General features: G+C 66.4%; 10 protein-coding genes and 2 pseudogenes. 8 read left to right on the forward strand and 4 right to left on the reverse strand.

Annotation, left to right across the window (positions count from 1 at the left end; translation table 11 throughout):
* Positions 1-142 precede the first annotated feature (142 nt).
* Positions 143-1,714 (forward strand): tetratricopeptide repeat protein, encoded by a 1,572-nt coding sequence (locus ADK52_RS35070; protein WP_053693904.1) that lies wholly within the window; start codon positions 143-145, stop codon positions 1,712-1,714.
* A 225-nt stretch (positions 1,715-1,939) separates the two neighbouring features.
* Here the strand turns inward: ADK52_RS35070 and ADK52_RS43185 are convergent, their stop codons facing one another.
* Complete coding sequence (locus ADK52_RS43185; protein ID WP_199828598.1) at positions 1,940-2,401, reverse strand: hypothetical protein; 462 nt, start codon at positions 2,399-2,401, stop codon at positions 1,940-1,942.
* Positions 2,402-2,740: 339 nt separating this feature from the next.
* A complete protein-coding gene (locus ADK52_RS35075) occupies positions 2,741-3,250 on the reverse strand; it encodes an RICIN domain-containing protein (protein ID WP_159046100.1) in 510 nt (169 codons plus the stop codon).
* A 185-nt stretch (positions 3,251-3,435) separates the two neighbouring features.
* Here ADK52_RS35075 and ADK52_RS45150 point away from each other — a divergent pair.
* From ADK52_RS45150 to ADK52_RS35090, 3 genes and pseudogenes are all read left to right on the forward strand, one after another.
* A pseudogene (locus ADK52_RS45150) lies at positions 3,436-3,792 on the forward strand (transposase); the annotation flags it as partial.
* Positions 3,793-4,485: 693 nt separating this feature from the next.
* On the forward strand, positions 4,486-4,773 hold the full coding sequence (locus tag ADK52_RS35085; RefSeq protein WP_053693906.1) for a hypothetical protein: 288 nt from the start codon (positions 4,486-4,488) through the stop codon (positions 4,771-4,773).
* Positions 4,740-5,345, forward strand: a pseudogene (locus ADK52_RS35090) (transposase); the annotation flags it as partial. The gene ADK52_RS35085 and the pseudogene ADK52_RS35090, both read left to right, overlap by 34 nt.
* Before the next feature lie 514 nt (positions 5,346-5,859).
* Here ADK52_RS35090 and ADK52_RS35095 read toward each other — a convergent pair.
* Positions 5,860-9,006 carry a DNRLRE domain-containing protein gene (locus tag ADK52_RS35095; protein ID WP_159046101.1) on the reverse strand — a complete coding sequence of 1,049 codons (3,147 nt, stop codon included), beginning with the start codon at positions 9,004-9,006 and terminating at the stop codon, positions 5,860-5,862.
* A gap of 427 nt (positions 9,007-9,433) precedes the next feature.
* Here ADK52_RS35095 and ADK52_RS35100 point away from each other — a divergent pair, with 427 nt between their 5' ends.
* The 3 genes from ADK52_RS35100 (at position 9,434) to ADK52_RS44160 (ending at position 18,257) form a co-directional block, all read left to right on the forward strand.
* Entirely contained in the window at positions 9,434-16,984 is a 7,551-nt protein-coding gene (locus ADK52_RS35100; RefSeq protein ID WP_078988836.1) for a ricin-type beta-trefoil lectin domain protein, read from the forward strand.
* Between the two features lie 11 nt (positions 16,985-16,995).
* Entirely contained in the window at positions 16,996-17,313 is a 318-nt protein-coding gene (locus tag ADK52_RS35105) for a hypothetical protein (protein WP_053693909.1), read from the forward strand.
* A 638-nt stretch (positions 17,314-17,951) separates the two neighbouring features.
* Entirely contained in the window at positions 17,952-18,257 is a 306-nt protein-coding gene (locus ADK52_RS44160) for a hypothetical protein (protein WP_234344382.1), read from the forward strand.
* Between the two features lie 91 nt (positions 18,258-18,348).
* On the opposite strand, the gene ADK52_RS35110 is transcribed toward ADK52_RS44160, so the two are convergent.
* The gene (locus ADK52_RS35110) at positions 18,349-18,882 is read right to left on the reverse strand and encodes an HNH endonuclease family protein (RefSeq protein ID WP_234344383.1); all 534 of its coding nucleotides are present in this window, start codon (positions 18,880-18,882) and stop codon (positions 18,349-18,351) included.
* 586 nt (positions 18,883-19,468) lie between these two features.
* On the opposite strand from ADK52_RS35110, the gene ADK52_RS35115 reads away from it, so the two are divergent.
* Positions 19,469-20,569, forward strand: coding sequence for a hypothetical protein (locus ADK52_RS35115; protein ID WP_053693910.1), 1,101 nt, complete (start codon positions 19,469-19,471; stop codon positions 20,567-20,569).
* Positions 20,570-20,618: the final 49 nt, after the last annotated feature.

A 20,618-nucleotide genomic window follows, 5' to 3' on the forward strand; every position in this document is an offset into this window, starting at 1 on the left:
GCAGTGCACGGACCCGCGGGCCCTGGAGATCTGCTGGGCAAGGGGCCTGCCCACTGCGATCTGAAATCGGCCCAGTTTGGTCTGAGAGACAAGCCCTAGTCGCCGTGCCCTTGCAGGCCGCCTCGACGGCACCAACGTCTTCTTGGAGCCGCTCGGATCGGAAGGGCAGGACCTGCTGGCCGCGGTCTGCGGCCAGAGCCGGATCGACGCCGAACCGCAGGCGGTCGAGCGCATCCTGGCCGCCTGCGGCGGCCTGCCCTTGGCGCTGCGTCTGGCGGCCGCCCGCATCGTGAACCGTCCCAACTGGCCCCTGCATGTCCTCGCCGACCGACTGGCCGACCCTCCAAACCGACTCGAGGTGCTGTCCGCGAACGACGCCTCGGTGCGTGCCGTATTCGCGATGAGCTACCAGGCGCTTCTCGACGGCGGACGACCTAGGGAGGTAGACGCTGCCCGCGCCTTCCGCCGTCTTGGCCTATGGCCGGGGCACCCGTTGTCCCTGGAAGCCGCCGCAGCCCTACTCGGCGAGCAGATGGACGCCACCGCAGACCTACTCGACGTCCTGGTCGATGCCCATATGCTGCAGTCATCGGAGGCCAACACCTACCGCTTCCACGATCTGGTGGCTGGGTACGCGAGCGAACTCGCTCACACTCAAGACACCGCAGAAGCCCGAGCCGCCGCCATCAGCCGTCTGCTCTCCTGGTACGCCGCCGCTGTCCACCACGCCGACTCGCTCTGTTGGCCGTACGAGAGCACGCGCGTGGCCGATCCGCCCTCCAGCTCCGCCCCGCTGCCCGAATTCGCCTTGGCCGAGGACGCGCTGGCCTGGCTGCGCCATGAGATACCCGCCATCCGGGATGCTGTCCGGCGGGCCGGAGACTGCGGCATGCCCCACATCGCCTTCTCGATCGCCACCATGCTGTTCGGCTATGGGAACAGCTTCTGGTGGGACGGACAGTGGGAGGCCGTCGCCACCGATACGCTCGCCATTGCCAGAACCCACGGGGAGCACAAGGTCGAGGCGGACTTGCACAACCTTCTGGCCGCAAGCCACGGCAAGGCAGGCCGGCACGACGCCTGCCTGACTCACCTGAAAGCCGGAGAAGAACTCCACACCGCCGAAGGCAACATGCGCGGTCTTGCTGCAGTCCTTCGCAACAAGGCACTGCTCCTCGACGAACTAGGACGTCTCGACGAGGCCTTCGAAGCAGCTGAGCACTCGGTCGAGCTGCATCGACAGGTCGAGGGCCGCGACAACATGATCGCACTCCACGGCCTGGCTGGCCTCCACCTGAAAGCCGGCAACGCCCTCGCCGCCGAACCCCTCTACCGCCAGGTGCTGGAAGAGTTCCGGCGCGACCGCCTCCCCGGGCCGGTCGTCGCCACCCTGATCAACCTCGGTGACACCCTCCGGCACCTCGGGCAGCAACAGGACGCCCTCATCGCGCTCAGCGAAGCGGTCACCATTGCCGAGACCCTCGGAGATCACTCCGCCACAGCGGACGCCCTCGAGACAACCGCCCGGGCCCACGCCCACTTCGGGGACCTGAAAGCGGCCCGAGACTGCTGGACCCGCGCCCTGGCACTCGCCCGCCAGTCCGGTACCACACGGGTGATCACCGACAGTCTCAAGGGACTGGAGTCACTCGACCCCTCCACGGCGCCCTGCCACGCCGAATCGCCCAGTGGGAGCTCCCCAAGGTGCCGGTGACCATGCTTCGGCAACCATGGCCATGATCGAGAAATCGGACCGCCGGGCGGGGCTTCGTCGTGCCAACGCGGCGCTCGACCGGCGGCTACAGCGTCCGGCCGTCCCCTTCCTTCGACCGCCAGCCACAGCGCACTATGGCTCTTTCCTCTGACCGTCCGGCCAGTAGGGTGCCGGATGTTCTGCGGCCGCCAGGTGAGCGCAGCGTTGACCGCGATGCTTGAACTTTCACGCGCACTCGTGGACGGTGCCCTGCCGGTTGTTGTATGTGCCGCTAGACCATGCAGCGGTGCCGTCGGCACGGTAGACAACGAAATTGCCGTCGTCCTGGACCACAGCCCGTCCGCCATAGACGTTCTTGACGATTACGCAAGCGGTACTGTCGCCCGCGTGAAGCCAGAGCATGCCGCGGGAGGAGAAACCGAGGGTTGACGGGGCCTGCGGCAGCACATCGGTTCCCGCAGCCCACATGGCATGGTTGTCGCTGTTGCGGTACAGGACCAGGTTACCGTCGCACTGAAGTACTAGGTGGACAGTGCTGGACCGTGATTCGGTGCCGCAGCCCCAGTCTTGCGTGGCGAAGGCCAGCGGATACACCTGGTTTGCAGCGAAGGCGGTGGAGCCCGACGCTAATAGCATTGCCAGAGCAGCCACGCCGGCGATACCAAAACGCCTTATAGTCTTATTCACGAAATTTTCCCTCGATCTGATAGTGCAATGTCGCCCGATAAGCAAGCCAAGCGAGCCCGCTGTGCCGCCAGCGCACAGGGCTGGCGGCCGCGAGATTAATTGCGCGGTGACGGGCTTGGCTCCAGCGACAATCGGAATGTTCCGTCGTTCCAGCTATGCCAGACCGGCGTCCTTGTTCCCAGGCGTTCGTTCTCGACGGCCCGGCCTTGTCCCGTCCCCGATGGTGATGCCCTGAACTCGACCACTTCTGGGCCGCCGGGGCCGGGAAGGCCAATCCCGTCAAGGCCGTCACGAGGGTGAGTCAGCCCTTCCGTCAGCGGGAGCCCGGACTTTGCGCCGTCAACTCCAGGCCTGGTTCCTGCCACCATTCCAGAACTTGACGTATACGTCACCCTCCTTGTTGCTGTCCAGGTAGGCCCCGGTCTGGCGGTTCTTGAGGCGGAAGTGGCTGCCATCCCAGTCCTCGTACCACTGCTCGTACCAGTTGGCCGGGCTGGAGCAGCGTTCCGTATAGACAATGCCCACGCCGGTGTTCTGGTCGGGATACCAGGCTGTGAGGCATCGGCCGGACGGGTCCTTGAGCGTCCAGGAGTGGCCGTCCGGACTTTCCAGGTTGTCCTGGGACTCGAACCAGTTGCTGGTGTATGTATTGGTCCCGCCGCAGTGCCAGAGCGCCTTCGCATCGGCGCCGACGATCCCGCCGTCTGTGGAGGAGGTCAGACACCCACCTGTCGCCCAGTTCTTCCAATACACCATATTTTCGCTCGCGTGAGCCGGAACAGCACCCGCCCATACCATCATCGGCACGGCCACCAGTACACCCAACTTTGCGATTATGCGATTCTTCAACGTGGTCTCTCCTTCTGGATCCGGCGCGTGAACGCGCCAGCCGCTTTGTCGGTGACAGCAGTATTCCGAGAGCGGCCAACAAGCGCCTAACGATCGCCTAACAGCCCCTGTGATGATCTTGCATGAGCTGTCAGTCCGGGACTGTAAATCGTTCGGTGCAACTCCCGATCAAGGAAGATGCACCGATGACCAGTGAGAACGTGCCGAGAGCGAGACCGTCGAGCCGTCCGAGCCGAAGCTGTCGAGGGCGGTGGACGACCGGCTGATCGACTAGCTAGTGTCCCGGGCCCAGTCCGAGGGTCTGCAGCTGACCGGTGAGGGCGGGCTGCTCCAGCAGCTGACGAAGAGGCTGCTGGAGTCTGCCCTGGAGGGCGAGATCACCGATCACCTCGGCTATGACAAGCACGATCCGGCCGGGAAGAACGGCGGTAACAGCCGCAACGGAACCCGCGCGAAAACCGTCCTGACCGACGTCGGCCCGGTCGAGATATCGGTACCGGGACCGTGACGGATCCTGTCCGGGTCGGGGCGTGAGGGTTCGGTTGCCCGTCTGATGGCGTTGGATGCCCGGGGTGGGTTGACGTCTACTCATGTGTGCTTGGTGGCGTCGGGGCTTGGTGTTTCGGTCCGAACGGTGCGCCGTTGGGTTGAGGCGGCCCCCAGGGAGAGCCGGACGGGGCCTTTACCGCGGCCGCATTTCACGGTCACCTCTCGCGTGCGGGGGCTTTTGGCAGTGTGGGGCGGGGACGTGGCTGCGGTCCATCGGGAGCTGGTCTCCGAGTCCCGGGCGGCCGGGGACTGGGAGCCGGTGCCGTCGTTGGCGACGTTGCAGCGTGTGGTGGCACGCGACCTATCCAAGGGGGAGCGGGCAGGTCTGCGTGGTGGTTAGGGGCCCGTCGTCGGTTCGATGTGTACGGCAAGCGCCCGCGGACGCATCGGAACGCGTGTTGGGAGGGTGATCACAAGCGGGTCCCGGTGCGTGTGGAGCCCGAGGGCTCTGCGGTGTGTCCGTGGGGGACGTGGTTCATCGATGTCGCGACGAGGGTGATCGTGGGGGTGGCGGTTACTCCGCACCAGCCCGCCCGGGACGCGGTCCTGGCCGCGTTGCGCTCGGGGACCAGCCGCACAGAGCCGTACGGGCCGTTCGGCAGCTTGCCCGGGGTGGTGCGTGTGGACCGGGGCAAGGAGTTCTTGTGCCGGACGGTGGAGCGTGCTCTGGGTGTTTCGCGGTTCCGGTGGATGATCTGCCGGCGTACAAGCCGTACCGGAAGGGCACCGTCGAGGCCCTGAACGGTGCGGTGGAGGAGATGCTGCTGGTCTCGCTGCCGGGCTATACGCGTCGTGCTCGGCCCGTAGAGGCGTACCGCCCAGATCCGGTGGAGGATCTGCTCTCGTACCCGGACTTCGTGAAGGCCCTGCTGGACGGGGTGGCTTGGTGGAACACCGAGCACCACCCGGCTGACCTCACCGACGGCCAGACGCCTGCGGAAGCCTGCCGCTGGAGGACCGGGTGCTGTTGGTAGTCGCTTACCGGCGCACGAACCTGACGATGCGCCGACTCGCCCCATTGTTTGGCATCTCGAAGTCGGCGGTCGACCGCATCATCGACCAGCTCGGCCCGCTCATCGCATTCCAGTCTCGGCGCCGGTTCGCCAAGGACACCGTGCTGGTAGTCGATGGCACCCTGGTGCCTACCCGGGACCACAGCATCGCTGAACAGTCAAAGAACTACCGGTACGCCACCAACCACCAGGTCGTCATTGACGCGGATATCCGCCTGGTCGTTGTGGTCGGTGAGCCTTTGCCCGGCAATCGCAACGACTGCCGGGCATGGGAGGAGTCTGGCGCGAAGGCCGCCGTGGGCAGGACCCTCACGATGGCCGACGGCGGCTATCCGGGCACCGGCCTCCTCATCCCCCACCACCGCACCCCGGGCGAAGAGTTGCCGGGCTGGAAGCGCGAGCACAATCGATCGCACAAACAGGTCCGGGCCCGCGTCGAGCACGTCTTCGCCCGCATGAAGACCTGGAAGATCCTCCGCGACTGACGGCTCAAGGGCGGCGGGGTCCGACACGCCATGCTCGGCATCGCCTGACTGCACAACCTCGCTCTCACGGGATGGCTTGTGCCGCATACGAGACCTGAGAGGTTCCCGGGGGACGGCTCCCCCTCGCAGGTCTCCACCCGGGCGTGGCCCCTGCTCGCGGCCCAGAGGGCGAGACGGGCCTGCGCGCCCGGTTGAAGGCCGGGCTGGGGGACAACCCCGCCTGGGAGCGGGGCCCGCCCTCAGAACTCGCGGGCCGCATGGTCGGCCAGGTCCTGCGCGCACTGACCACCTTGCCCCGCGCTCCGGTTCCCGACGGCTCCCGCGTCTCCGCGACTGCGGCCCGTTCCCGCTCGACCACCACCCCCACGGGCGCCGCCCCCGGCCGGGCCGCGCCCGCGGAGCCTGGCGTGCCCGCGCACCGGCACGTTGCCGCGGCCTCTGGCGCGGGCAGCTGTCGGGGAGGCAGCGGCTTTCACGGAGTGGCCGAGCATGTGACGGCGCCTCGGCCGGGATGGCCTGGCCGAGGCGCCGTCGTGGGTATGTCTGTTGGTGTGTCGTCGGGTTAGCCGATGGTCAGGAAGCTGTTCCAGCCGTCTTCGTCACGGCCGGCCGCGGGGCCGAGTGTGGCCGTTCCGCCCCAAAAGAGCCACTCGTTCCCGATGGTGTCCACGGACCAGACATCCGGGATGCCGTCTCCGTTGGTGTCCGGTGATCCGAGGAGTATGGGGACCTCGGCGCGGCTCCAGCCGGTCGTGGCGTAGGTGCTGTCCGCGCCGCCTTCGGACTTGGCTGCGGACTCGAGTGAAGTGAGGTCCACGCCGCCGTTCGTCCCTGCCTTGCCCTTGCGCAGGACGAGTCCGCGGTCGTGGTTGGCGTCGTCACGGAAGAGCAGGTCGGGGATCTTGTCGCCCGACACGTCGCGTACGCCGACGATGTCGCGCGGCGCCCAGTTGGCGGCCATCTTCTTGTACGAGAGGAAGCTCGATCCCGTGTAGCCGGAGAACGTCCAGAAGCCGCCGGCCGTGTCGAGGGCGAAGAAGTCCGGGAGGCCGTCTCCGGTCACGTCCTCGGTGGCGACGATCTGGCGGAACGTTGCGGGGTCCGGTGCGCCCGCGGGGAGGAGGACCTCCATACGGCGGCCGATGTCGAACTGGCCGGTGCCGATCCCTGGGTAGACGTACAGCTTGCCGTCGGGCATCCGGGCCACGAGGTCGGTGAGGCCGTCGCCGGGGTACCAGTCGGTGGAGTGGGCGATGAGGGCCGACTTGCCGGTCGTGGAGTCCTTCCAGTAGCCCGCGGGGGCGGGCCCGCCGTTGTCGACGGCACCGGGGAGGTAGGCGTCGGTGTCGCCCTTCTCGTCGCCGGCGTAGGTGCGCAGGTTGCCTTCCTTGTCGATGGCGAGGATGTCGGGGTGCCGGTCGCCGCTGACATCGCCGGGGCCGTCCTGGCCCGGCTTTGGTTGGACGTAGAAGAGATATGCGGTGTGGGGGGAGATGTTCCCCGCCTTGCTGACGGTTCGGATGTAGAGGGTGTTGGGGCCCGTGGTGTTGATCTGAAGCTTGAGGGTGGCCAGGTCACCGCTGGTCGGTGTGGCCTTCTGGTCGAACAGGGGTCGGTTCAGGCTCCACTGGTACTCGCGGATGTCCTCGGCCTTGGCGCCGCTGCCACGAACGTCGACCGCCTGGTCCTTCGTCCCGGCGTAATCGACGCTCCAGTCGGGGGGCGGCGGGAACTGGACGGAGCTGACGGTAGGAGCGGGCGGGGCGACGTGGTCGACCGTGAATGTGCACCAGCCGCTGCTGCCGGAGTCCAGGGGGCCACTGCCGGTTGATCCCAAGTTGTCTGTGTCGACTGTGCGGGAGAGCCAGTAGTACTTATGGCCCGAGGTGAACTTGTCCCAGGGGACTTCTGCGGTGACCACTCCGTCGCTGTTGGGCGTGGGTGTTTGGTTGTAGATCTGCTGCCCGCTGGCGGCATCCCACACCTCGATCTGCACGGTCTTGAGGGTTTCGATGCCGTCACGGTCGGTCGCCTTGACCTGGAAGGTCACGTTGGTCTTGCCGATGCTGGTGCCGGCTCCGCTGGTCAGGCACGGGCCGCCGGGGAAGGTCTGCATGTTTGCCGCGATCGGGATGTCCGGCGGGTGGTTGTAGACGATGTCGAGGTACGGGGCGGTCTCGCCGTTGGCGATGAACTTCTTCCAGTAGTACGAGTCCGACTCGTTCGGCGCGGCGAATCCCAGCGACAGAGCGCCCCAGCCGCTGTTCGCGGCGTCGGTGACCAGTCCCTTGATGTCGGGGGCGATCCAGTTGTCCGGGCAGGAGCTGTTGTAGCCGTAGCCCGCCATCTCAGTGGCGACCTTCCGGTTCCAGTAGGCCCCGGTGTTGGTGTTGTTCCAGGTACTCGACGAGGAGATGTACGGAGTCGAGTAGATGTCCATCGCCTTGCGGTCGCAGGACCACGAGTACGTCTGAAGGGCGTAGACGGCTGCCGACTTGATGGCTGCGCCGTAGAGCTCGCTACCGAAGTCGAAATTGAAGATGGAGCGGGATGTGCCGCCTGTCGTGGACTCATATCCCACGCGGGCTTCGTTGGTGCCGCTCGCGTTGTAGTTCTGTCCGTTGTAGAAGCTGGAGTTTCCCTCTGTCTTGTACAGCAGGGTCCAGGCGTGCTTGTGTCCCTTGAAGGACGGGTCCACGAAAACCGGGTAGACGGTTTCCGGCGCGTTGAGCAGCGAGCCATCCGGTATCAGGGAGAGCACGCCATCGGCCAGAGCGACCTTTGCGACCTTTACGCGGGCGCCCTCCGCGCCCGCCAGCCCGGGCAACCCCAGGGTGGGGTGCTGCCCGGCGACCTCGGTCGCCTTCCAGGCCGGCGCATTGTCGGTGGTGGCGACCTTGCCGGAGGAGTCCCACATCAGCGGGGACGGGGAGCCAGCTATCTCCTCGCCCGTGTCGTTGCGTGCGCTGACCGCGCCGGACTCGGTATCCAGCTGAAACGCCAGGTCGGGCGAAGCCAGCCGGTACTTCAGCTCACCCAGCAGGGGGTCTGCCGCAGCCTGCTTGTCCTTGATCACCAGGACGTGGGAGTAGCCGCCGTCCTGGGCCGTGAGGAGCAGGTCGATGCCGGGGCGGACGTTCTCGTACAGCGCCCGGGGTCCGTCGATGACCGGCTCGGGCAGGGCTCCGGGCCAGCTCACCACGAGGTCGTGGCCGTCCGTATTCATCCGCACGAGATCGGTCCAGGGCGTACCGGGAGTGTCCTGTGTCAACGACGCCTGGGTCAGGGACGCGCGCGTCACCCCTCGCGAAGCACGCTTGGTGCCGGCGCTGAAGACGGTTCGGCTGTTGACCGCCTTGGCGGCGAAACCGCCTTCCACTCGCTCCAGGCGGGTGTCGATCGGCTTCCACTGACCGTCCACTTTCGCCCGGATGGCCGCCGAGTACACCTTCTTCCGGAACGAACCACCAGGTTGCGCCCAGGTGGTGGTGTTCGCGCTGCGTTCGGCCGTGACCTCGACTTCCTTGCCGCTCTCGTCAGCCAGTCGCCGGGCCTGCGGTGCGGCGATGTTCGCATCGTCTCGGGTCGCGTGCGTCTTGGGCCTTCCCGCCCCGAGGTGCACGCCAACTGGTACCGCGACGGCGACCGCTAGCAGTGCAGCCAGCCCGCCCAGGCTCCAGCGGCGCCGGAACCAAGGGCGCGGCGGCACAACAACTGCACCACTTTCAGCGGCTGTTGGTGGACTCGGGTCCACGGATTCGCTGACAGACATGGCTGTACTTCTCCCCCCTCAGGGCGCGGATTTCCGCGACCCTCGGCACTCACGCGTCATTGTTGGCTGCTCGCCCGAAAGATGAACGGCGAGCTCCCCGCCCGCCTTTCACGCACAGGATGCGCGAGCCGAGCATGAACCATCCCTCCGACATCTTCACTCCGGAACCAAGTCGCTGGATTGGCATTTAGGGCAGGTTTGCACCGGTTATCCCGCGATATGGGAAGCGTAGGGTGACAAAGCCCACATAGGATCTGGGAACCATAGCTTTTCGTCTCCATGGGCCGCAGAATCAGCTGGCTCATTGTCAGTTTCCTGCCGCCCGTGTGCCATAGCCGCAGCGGCAGCTCGTGGGGGGGTCCACATGTCGCCGTTCTCGGCGCATAATTTCCGCCTGCCCGGAAATAGAAAGGCCCGCGCAACACGCGCGCGCCTTGCCGGGCGGACAGGCATCGCACTGTCCGTGCTCCTGGTTGCGTCCCTGCTGCCCACCCAGGCATGGGCAGCGCCGCCCGGGAACCGCAGCGGTGTCCAGCTTCCCGATCTGCAGCCGGATCTGAAGGCGAAGCTGGACAAGGTCGCGGCGGCCAAGCTCGAGGGCTGGGACGGCAAGGCGGCCGAGCCGCCGCAGCAGTTCGAACCGTCGAACCAGACAGTGCCGAAGAGCGATGCTCCCGTTCCGGTCCCGTTGACGCCTGGCATCGTGGACAAGCCTGTGCAGGTCGGCAACCTGCCGATCAGCCTCGACAAGGTCCAGACGCAGCCGAGTAGCCCTCCTGCCGCCATTCCTTCTGGAACCTGGACGGTCGAGGCCAGGGACGATGCCGCCCGGACTCTCGGGCTCAGCGGCGCACTGATCAAGGTGACACCGCCCGCAGAGGGATCGGCTCCCGCCGATCTGGTGCTGGATTACACCAAGTTCAAGGACCTCTACGGTACCGAGTGGGCCTCTCGGCTGAGGCTCAAGATGTACCCGGCGTGCATCCTCGATGTCCCAAGGCCGTCGGGCTGCGACGTCACTCCCACGGACGTTCCGACCAGCAACGACCCAGTGACCCAGACCGTCCGAGCGACTGTCGACCCGACCGTCACCCCCACGCAGGGTCTGCGCACCATGGCGCTCAGCAGCGGAGCCAGTGAGCCCAAGGTTCTGGCCACCAGTGACGGTGCCAGCGGCGCCAGCGGCACCTACACGGCCACCCCTCTGTCCCCCACCGGTGCCTGGACTGCTGGCGGCAGTGGCGGCGGGTTCTCGTGGGCCTACCCCCTGAATATCCCGGCACCTCCTGCGGGCCCGGCACCGCAGATCGCGTTCTCGTACTCGTCGCAGGCAGTGGACGGCAAGACGTCCGTGACCAACGGGCAGGCATCTTGGATCGGCGACGGCTGGGACTACAACCCGGGCTTCATCGAGCGCCGCTTCCGCTCCTGCGCTGATGACCGCGAGGCCAAGCCGAGCGCACCGAACAATGACAAAGCCAGCGACAAGAAGAAGTCCGACCTGTGCTGGGCCGGCGACAGCGTGGTCATGTCGCTGGGCGGATCGGCGACCGAGCTCGTTCACGACGACACCACCGGGCAGTGGATCCCCGCCTCCGACGACGGTTCCAAGGTGGAGCGCAAGACCGGCGCCACCAACGGCGCCCAGGAGGGTGAGTACTGGGTCGTCACAGCCCGCGACGGCAGCCGCTACCACTTCGGCCGCCAATCGATCGGTGCTCACGGAGACGACGGGCGGAGCAGCACCGACTCTGTGTTCACCGTTCCGGTCTTCGGCAACCACACCGGGGAGCCCTGCCACAAAACCACCTTCGCGGACTCCGCCTGCCAGCAGGCATGGCGCTGGAACCTCGACTATGTCGAGGACGTCCACGGCAATGCCATGATCATCGACTGGGCGAAGGAAACAAACCGCTACGCCAGGAACGAGGCATACAAGGAGAAGGATTCCGCCAAGGTCGGCTATGTCCGCGGTGGGTATCCGGTCCGCATCCTCTACGGCCTGCGCTCCGACAACCTCGAGGGTGCCCCAGCAGGGCGGGTCGACTTCACCGTCGCGGAGCGCTGCAAGCAAGAAGATGGCGTCAAGTGCGGTGACGCGCAGTTCGAGTCCAAGGACTTCGGTGACAAGCAGGCTTGGTGGGACACCCCGTCCACCCTGAACTGCAAAGCGGACGCCGAAAACTGCTACATCGGGTCCCCCACCTTCTGGTCCCGCAAGCGACTCACCGGCGTCACCTCGTACGCGCAGCGGACCTCCGGGTCCACCGCGCTGTCCAAGGTCGACCAGTGGTCGCTGACCCAGTCTTTCCCCAAACAGCGCACCGACACGCACCCTCCGCTGTGGCTGGAGTCCATCACCCGGATCGGCTACAGCGCGAACGGCACCCCCAGCGACCCCCTTCCGCCCGTCTCCTTCATCGCCAACGCCGTCGATATGCCCAACCGGGTGGCTACAGGCCCCGACGACAAGACGCCGGGCTTCGACCGACTGCGTGTGGAGACCATCCGCACCGAGACCGGAGGCGAGACATACATCGACTACTCGCCTCCGTGCCCTGTCGGCCGCGACCACCCTGCTCCAGACAAGAACACCAGCCGCTGCTTCCCCGCCCACTGGTCCCCGGACGGCGAACTGGAGAAGCCCCCGCTGGAGTGGTTCAACAAGTACGTGGTCGACAAGGTCATCGAGAAGGACCGCGTCGGCCGCCAGCCTGATGTCACCACCTCCTACGACTACAAGGGCGACACCGCTGCCTGGGCCAAGGACGACGACGAGTTCACCAAGCCCGAGCTGCGCACCTACAACCAGTGGCGCGGCTACGCCGAGGTCGTGACCACTCGGGGTGTTCAGTCCGACCCGGGCGGCTCGCAGGCGGCGGAGGCGTCGCAGATCCTGACCCGCTACTTCCGTGGTATGTCCGGCGACGCCAGCCGCGCCGAGATCACGGTCAAGGACTCCACGGGTACCCGGGACTTCGGAAAGGACCTGCGCCAGTATCAGGGGCAGCCCTTCGAGACCATCACGTACGAGAAAGCGGGCGGCAGCGTCGCCTCGCGCGTCCTCACCGAGCCCTGGAGTCAGAAGACCGCGACTCGCAAGCGGTCGGGCACCACCGACCTGGAGGCGTACCGTTCCGGCACCGCCCGCACCGACACGATCGAGACGATCAGCGGCGGCGCCACGCAGATGAACCGCACCTTCTACGAGCACGAGGACGTCTACGGCCTCGTCAAGACGGCCCAGATCGAAGCGGTCGAACCCGACGGGAAGACCGTAGGCCAGACGTGTACGGCCACGTACTACGTACACAACGCCGCCAACAACCTGATCGGCCTGCCGAGCGACCTCAAGACCACCGCCGGTGACTGCGCACACAAGGACACCGGCGCGCTGATCTCCGCCTCCCGCACCTCCTACGACGCGCTCGACGCCTTCGGCGCCGCGCCCATCAAGGGGCTCGCCCGGCAGGTGGAGACCAACGACGCAGCCGGCACCAGCTGGATCACCACCGCGCGCACGGAGTACGACGGCCTCGGCCGCCCCGTCAAGGTGCTCGACACCGCTGGCAATCCGGTGACCACCGCATATACCCCGGCCACAGGTCCCGCGTTCTCCACGACCAGTACCAATGCGCTCGGGCACACCACCACGACCAAGATCGAACCCGGTCGTGGCACCCCTCTGGAGACCACGGACGCCAACGGCCGCAAGGTCACGACCGAGTACGACGGGCTGGGCCGCTCCACTGCGGTGTGGACGCCCTCGCAGAAGCCGGGCACGGACAAGGCCGCCTTCAGCTTCAGCTACCAGATCAAGGAGAACCAGCCCCCGGTCGTCTCCAGCGGCACGCTGCAGGACGACGGCACCTACACCAAAACGAATACGATCTACGACGGCCTGCTCCGCCCGCGCCAGACCCAGGGCGAGGCACTCGGCGGAGGCCGCCTGATCACGGACACGTTCTACAACGCTAACGGAACCGTCCGGCAGACCGACAACGGCTACCACGCCGACGGCGCGCCGGACGAGAAGATCTTCGTGCCGGAGTCGGTGACCGGCGTCCCCAACTCCACTCAAATCGCCTACGACGGTCGCGGTCGAGCGGTCCGCAGCACCACGCTCCACCAGGGCGCGGCCCAGTACTCCTCGACCACGCAGTACGGGGGCGACTGGACTCTCACCCGCTCCGCCATGGACCCGGCCGGAAAGGCCCCCCTCTCGGGCAGCCGCACCGCACGGACCTGGACCGACGCCCTCGGCCGCACCAAGGCCGTCGAGTACGCCACGTCCACCGACATCGGCAGCACCACCTGGAACAAGACCGAGTACGCCTACGACCTGCGGAACAAGCTGACCTCGGTCAAGGACGCGGTCGGCAACCAGTGGATATACGGCTACGACGCCCGCGGCCGCACCATCTCCACCACCGACCCCGACACCGGCCAGTCGACCTTCGGCTTCGACAAGCTCGACCAGCAGATCTGGGCCAAGGACTCAAGCGGCCGCGCCCAGTACACCGTGTACGACGCACTCGGCCGCGCGACCGAACTCCACGACGACACCGCCACCGGCCCCCTCGTCGCGTCCTGGACCTTCGACACCCTCACCGGCGCCAAGGGCAACCCCGTCGCGTCCATCCGCTACGTCGACGGCGTCCAGTTCAAGTCCGAGGTCACCGGCTATGACGCCGAGTACCGGCCCACCGGTTCACGCATCACGATCCCGGACACGTCCGCGGCCACGCTTCCGGCCTCGGTGAAGGACATCACGAAGGGCTTCGTCGGCAGCTACGAATACAGCACTACGTACACGCGCACAGGCAAGGTCCAGTCGACGACCGTCCCCGCCACCCCCGGCGGCCTGGCGGCCGAGAAGCTGATCACCCGCTACGACCGCGACGGCATGCCCCAGAGCCTGTCAGGCCTGAACTGGTACACCGCCGAAACCGTCTACAGCCCCTTCGGGCAGGTCCTGCAGACGGCATCCGGTAGCGCCCCGAACCGATTGTGGACCACGAACCGCTACAACCCGAGCACCGGACAGCTGACCCAGTCCACCAGCGACCGGGAGACTCCCGGCCCCAACCGCATCAGCGACGTCTCCTACAAGTACGACGTCGCGGGGAACATCACCTCGGTCGCAGATACGCGCGGCGACGGCACCACGGACCGCGAGTGCTACGGGTACAACCCGATAGGCCAGCTCACGAACGCCTGGACCGGCAAGACGTGCGCCGGCCCGACGCTCACCGATGTCGCCCCCGGGCCAGACGGTGACGGCTTCTGGCAGGAGTACGGGTTCGACTCCATCGGCAACCGCACCAAACTCATCGACCACGACCTAACCGACAAGGCCAACGACGACGAGACCACCTACACGTACGAGGGCCCCCAGCCACACGCCCTGACCAAGGCAGAGAAGACCACCCGCAAGCCCGGTGGCCCCACGGTCAACTCGCTGTCCACCTACACCTACGACGCTTCCGGCAACACCACGAAGCGGACCGTAGGCGGCGACACCCAGACCCTGAACTGGGACCGCGGCAACAAGGTCACCTCCGCGAGCAGCCCCGGCATCGGTGCGGTGGCCGTGACCGGCCTGTCCGGCAAGTGCCTCGACGTCGAGAACGGCAATCCCGCGGATGGCACCGCCGTCCAGCTGATGTCCTGCAAGGAGACCAAAGCCCAGCAGTGGCGCCTGACCGAAGGCACCGTACGGGCTCTGGGGAAGTGCCTGACCGTTGACAGCGGCAAGGCCGTCATACGGGCGTGCGACAGCGCAAACGAATACCAGAAATTCAGTTCCAGCAACGGCGCTCTGTCCAACGCGAAGACCGGCCAGTGCCTCGACGTTGCGGGAGGCAACGACGCCGACGGCACCGACCTGATTCTCTGGGCCTGCACCACCAATGCGACAAACCAGCAGTGGAAGTTCGCCGACAACTCGACCAAGTACGTCTATGACGCTGACGGAAGCCGACTGATCGAGGAGAACGGTGCCTCACGGACCCTCTACCTCGGCGAAGCCGAGATCACCGTTAACAAGGCCGGCCAGGCCCTGGACGCCACCCGCTACTACAGCAGCCCCGGCGCTCCCACGACGGTCCGCCGCACCAACGGCAAAGCGACCGGACACAACCTGTCGTCCCTGCTCGCCGACCACCACAACACCGCCACCACCTCCGTGGACATGGCGGCCGACCAGGCGGTCACCCGCCGTAAGTCCGACCCGTACGGCAACCCTCGTGGAGCCGATCCCGGCAACTGGCCCGGCAGCCGCACTTTCCTCGGCACGGGCATCGACGACACCAACACGGCCCTGACTCACATCGGGGCCCGCGACTACGAATCCACCACGGGCCGCTTCATCTCGGTCGACCCGATCATCGACATCACCGACCCGATGCAGATGAACGGCTACACCTATTCCAACGGCAACCCGATCACCTATTCGGACCCAACGGGGCTTTGCCAGGGGCGCGATCCCCATGGCTCCGGGTGTTCATTTGTCACACCCGGGAAGGATTACGTCACCCCTGACAACCCCGCCACTGATCCGGTCCGAGATAGTAAGGGCGACGGACCAAAGGGAAATTCTGGCCCCAGCAAGACCGGAAATAGGTGCGGATTCTGGTCAAAGTGCAACTGGGATAAGCGGGTCGGTCAGGCCAAGAAGTTCTGGAACGAGAACAAGGTCGTAATCGTCTCGGTCACGACCGAGATCGTGGTCGGAACCGCATGCCTGGCGGCTGCAGGTGCAGCAGGCGTGGCGACTGGGGGTATCGGATTCGCAGCCGCCGCCGGCTGCGGAGCCCTCGCGGGAGCTGCCGGTGCGGCGGTCGCCAATGCGATGAACCCCAATGCCGACCACAGCACCATGGGCGTGCTCGGAGACATGGGTAATGGCGCCCTCTGGGGCGCAGCCGGCGGTGCAGCAGGCGCTGCCGCTGGCCCCCTTCTCGCAGCCGTGGGCAAGGCGATCGGCAAGGGAGTTGGCGCCGCGATCTCCAAGATCGGCTCCAAGCTCGGAGGCGAGGGTGGGTCGTGTGCCGTCGGCAACAGCTTCGCCTCAGGGACCCTCGTCCTCATGGCCGATGGGTCCAGCAAGCCGATTGAGGAACTCGAACCGGGCGAGAAGGTCCTTGCCACCGACCCCGAAACCGGTGAGAGGGTCACCAAGGATGTAACTGCAACGATCCTCGGCGAGGGTTCAAAGAACCTCGTCGAGATCACCGTGGCAACGGCAAATGGCGCCGAAGTCATCACTGCAACCGACAAGCATCCATTCTGGGTGGTCGACACAGCTGAGTGGGTCGACGCAACCGATCTCCAGCCCGGACAGTGGCTCCAGACCAACGCCGAGACGCACGTCCAGATCACAGCCGTCAATCGGCACCCGGCCGAACACGCAACAGTCCACAACCTCACAGTCGCAGACCTCCACACGTACTATGTGCTGGCAGGTGCCGTACCAATCCTCGTCCACAACTGTGGGGGTTCAATTGCTACGCATGCCGATAGCTGTCGCTGCGCTAATGGTGCACCCCAGAGGATGGCCGTACAGGAGCATGAAGTAGGCCGCTTCGGAGATCTTGACGGCAGGGCTCGAGTGGGGGACAATCTCACGCCCAATCACATTCCGCAGGCCGCCTCGAAGCGCATTCCGAATTATCGAGATTTCGCGGCGCACATGATGACGGATGCCGACCATAAGATGACCCGCACGTACGGCCCTGCGGGCAGAAAGACTAAGCGACTCGATGCTGGGCTTAGCTTCCGACAGGTTCTCGCAGCGGACTTCTTGAATCTTCGGGCAATCGGGCAGGCGAACCATGGGGACCCTGGATACTTCAACGACGCAATATCAGGCATGATGCAGTACTACAGAGCCAACTACCCACATCTGCTGTAGCGAGGTGTTTAGTGATCAGCGATCAGGTTCGGGAATTTCTGCGGCTAGGCCGTCCGCTGCCCTCGGAGGAAGACGACTCCGAGGATGGTGACGCGGCATTTGAGGAGATGACTCAGGCGCTACACGCGATCGAGAAGCCCATCACTAATGAAGAGGCCATGCTCCTCATCGAGTGTTTTGGTGATGACGAATGCTTCGGATTGGCTTGGACGCTGCTTCATATCGTGGAATCGGCCCCATTGCCACCGGTCACCTCCCAGCCGCCGGCCGATTCGAACGTCTGGATCTCTAGGCTGTGGATGCGGTATCAGAATTCGTTGGGTGACTAGCTGGCAGTTTTTCGGTTACGCAAGAATCGGCTGAGGCTGATCTTCGAAGCCCCGCCGGGTTCCAAGCCCGGTGGGGCTTCTGGGCGTTTGACGGCAGTAGTTTCGTCAGCCGGATGGGGAGAGCGCAGGGCGCCAGGCAACGCCAACAAACGAAAGCGGCAGGAGGGGTTGTGCCGCTCTCTCCTCGCACACAGCGCCGATACGCGCCAGCCAGATGGAGGGGGGCAGAGGCTCCCGCCTGACGCTTCTCCTGTCTTGCGATCGCTGCGGCCTGGCTCGAAATCGTTGTTCTGGGCGCCAGCGCAAGGTGGGCCCGGCCGGCCGGAAGGGTTACATGGCCGAGGATGAGACGTTGAAGTCCGAGGAGTACGGCGGGTCGCATGAGGGGCGGGTAGTGGTGCTGCTGGTCGACGGCACGGTCTTCGAGCCGGTGTACTTCGACTCGAGTTCCGTGCCGTCCGGCACGGTGGTCCGGCACGGGAGTGTCTATGACGGCTCCGACCTACCCACCCGGCCCCGGGGCGCGCGCTTTCGCAGGCGGAGTGCGCCTGTGGCTGGACAGGCCAGGACCACCCCGTGGACTGGGAGGAGGCCGCCAACCGGCCCTTCCGTGAACACGGGAGCACGACAGCGGGCCGGTGCCTGGACGACTGGGACCAGCACACCATCGCTGTAGGCGACACCACGGTCCCTCTCCCCCCGCTGAGCTGCAATCACTGCTGGACAACGTCACCGACGCGATCGAGAATCTCGCCAAGGACTCGCCGACCGCCGCGGTCAAAGCCGCCCGCACCCTGGAAACCATCGCCCAGCGCACCGCCTACTGGCCCGCCCACGAGGCAAGCGCCCAAGACCCCGAGACAGTGGCCGCCGCCCTCGGCCTCAACGTCGACGAGACCCGAACCCTCCTCGCCCGCTTCGGAGGCTGGAGCCCGTACCGATGACCTCCCCCTCCCGGTTCCGCGCGCGAGACCACTTGCCCGCGGCACCGGCAAGCCGCCCATCCAGCGCCGCGAGGAGCCCAAACCGCCCCGGCTACCGGGCGGGCTCGTAGACCACGGTGGTCGTGGGGCAGTCCTCGGCGAGCCCGAGGAGCGCCTGGCGCTCGTCCTCGTCGATGGCCAGGTCCCAGCGCAGCTTCGTACCGACCCACGTCGCGGCATAGGTGCAGTGGTAGGAGCCGTCCGAGGGCAGCCACTCCGCCGGATCCTTGTCGGCCTTGCTCCTGTTCGACGCGGCGGACACCGCGATCAGCGTGTCCGGCGACGCCTGGTCGTTCGCGTACGCCTCCCGCCGCGCCGCGAACCACTGCACCTGCTCCGAGTCGTACACCTCGGCCAACGGAACGAAATGGTCGACGTCGTCGTACGCGTTGCGCCAGGTGCCGCCGGTCAGCTTGCAGCCGGCCGCGACCTGCGGCGCGGTGAGGGCTTCGGCGAGGATGACTTCCTTGCGGGTGTCGCAGCCGTCCCCGGCGTTGATGCCCTTGTTCCAGTGCTTGTACAGGTCCCGCTTGTAGCCCTCGCGGTGCTCGACGGCGACAGGGAGCCGGTCGATTGCCTCGAACAATGACAGCGGATCCCGCACCCTGGCCGCGCCCGGCACCCCGCCAGCGCCGCCGATTCCGTACCGGGTAGAGGAAACCTCTTGTGTGGCCGAGGTGTTGGCGACGGCCGGGGGGCGCGGTGGAGAGGAGGGGCAGAACTGCGAGGGCGAGCGCGGGCAGGCCATTGCGGGGCAGTTTGTTGATCAAGCTTCGGGTTGTAGCCGGATCTGCTGTGGGTCTGGAAGGGGGTGCCGGGGCAACTCACCCGGCCGGGTGGCCTGATTCACCGGGGAAACGGATCTTCTTCCCTGCGTTCAGGCAGAGCTCTGCCGGCGCAGCAGGGTCAAGGTATGGACCTGCCGTGTCGGGGACACGGTGCCGGATTCCGCCGCCGGCGTGTCGAAGCGTCGGCGAGTGTCTTGGCGGCCGTAGGGTGGCCGTGGGCTGAGGGAGCCCCCGTTGTGCGTCGTTCCGGATCAATGGCGCAGCGTGTCGAAAGCCTTGGCGTACCCTCACTCACGACTGGTCCATGGCGTACCTGAGTTGATTTTTCAGGCAACTACCTCTTGCTGAGATCCGGCAGCAGCATCCACGAGGAGTTGTTGCGCAATGCGCGCGAACGATCACGTCAATGTCTGCCGCCGCTACACCGGTGAGACCTGGGCCGGCGCGAAGGCCCGGATGGAACTGCTTCCCGTCGGCAGCCCGCCTATCCCGCGTCCCGCAGGCCATCAGGAACTGCTGGAGGCACTCGTACTGCGTGCCCTGCTGGAGTTCCCGACCACGTACACCACCAGTCCGCTGTGGATCACCCGGGTCATTCCCGGCGAGGACTACTGCGCCATCCGGTTCGCTCCCGACGCTGACCCGCATGCCCTGACCGACATGATCTCCTGGGGCCTCTTCACGTCCGGCGACGCGGACAGTCTCGGCGGGATCACGGGAGTGCGGATCCTCGCCAGCGGCCACAACCGCATCGACGTCGGATACCCGAACAGCACCGCGCGGATCCGCCTCGAAGGCGTCCCGCAGCACGCCTGGAAGGAGGCGGAAGCCCTTCGCCGGCTCGCCGCCACAGCGGATGACGCCGATGTGCCCTTCCGGTTCAGCGGCCCGACCCGTGCCGAGAAGGCCTTCGCCGACGAGCACCGGTGGCTCGACGAAGCGTGGGGAGAGTCGGCTGCACTGGGCAGCGCACTCCTGCGGCGCCTGATGATCTTCAGTTCCGGAGCCGACTGGCTCGACATGGCCGCCTTCACCAAGCACACCAACACCTACGGATTCCGCCTCATCTTCGCCGCGGACCACTGGAAGGACCACGACACCCTCATCGCAGATCTCACCCACCCCGTGTACGGGATCGCCCTGACCGAAGACATGCGCAGCTGCGGCTGCCGGTACGGGCAGGACGACTGCCGCATCTGGTTCGACGCCCCCGGCAGTGCGAAGGGCCGCCTCGACCTGCAACTGCACCGCGTCAACGCGACGTGCGACATCGCGGAGTACCACCACGCCATCACCTTCATGGGGGCTCAGCAGGCGGAGGCCTCCCGGGTGACCGGCCTGGGCCCCGATCCCCAGATGCCCTGTGAACCGAAATGCCACGGCAGGCACGGAACCGTTGACCGGCTGCGACGAGCGGCGGCCAGCCGAACTGCCGAACGCAAGGCTCTGCCGATGACCAGCAGGCTCGTCGACACCGCTCGCTGAATCTGGCCCGTGCCACAGGGGCGAGGCACGGGCCCGCTGGCCCCCGGCA

This window comes from Streptomyces sp. WM6372, from assembly GCF_001279655.1.
Taxonomy (GTDB): domain Bacteria; phylum Actinomycetota; class Actinomycetes; order Streptomycetales; family Streptomycetaceae; genus Streptomyces.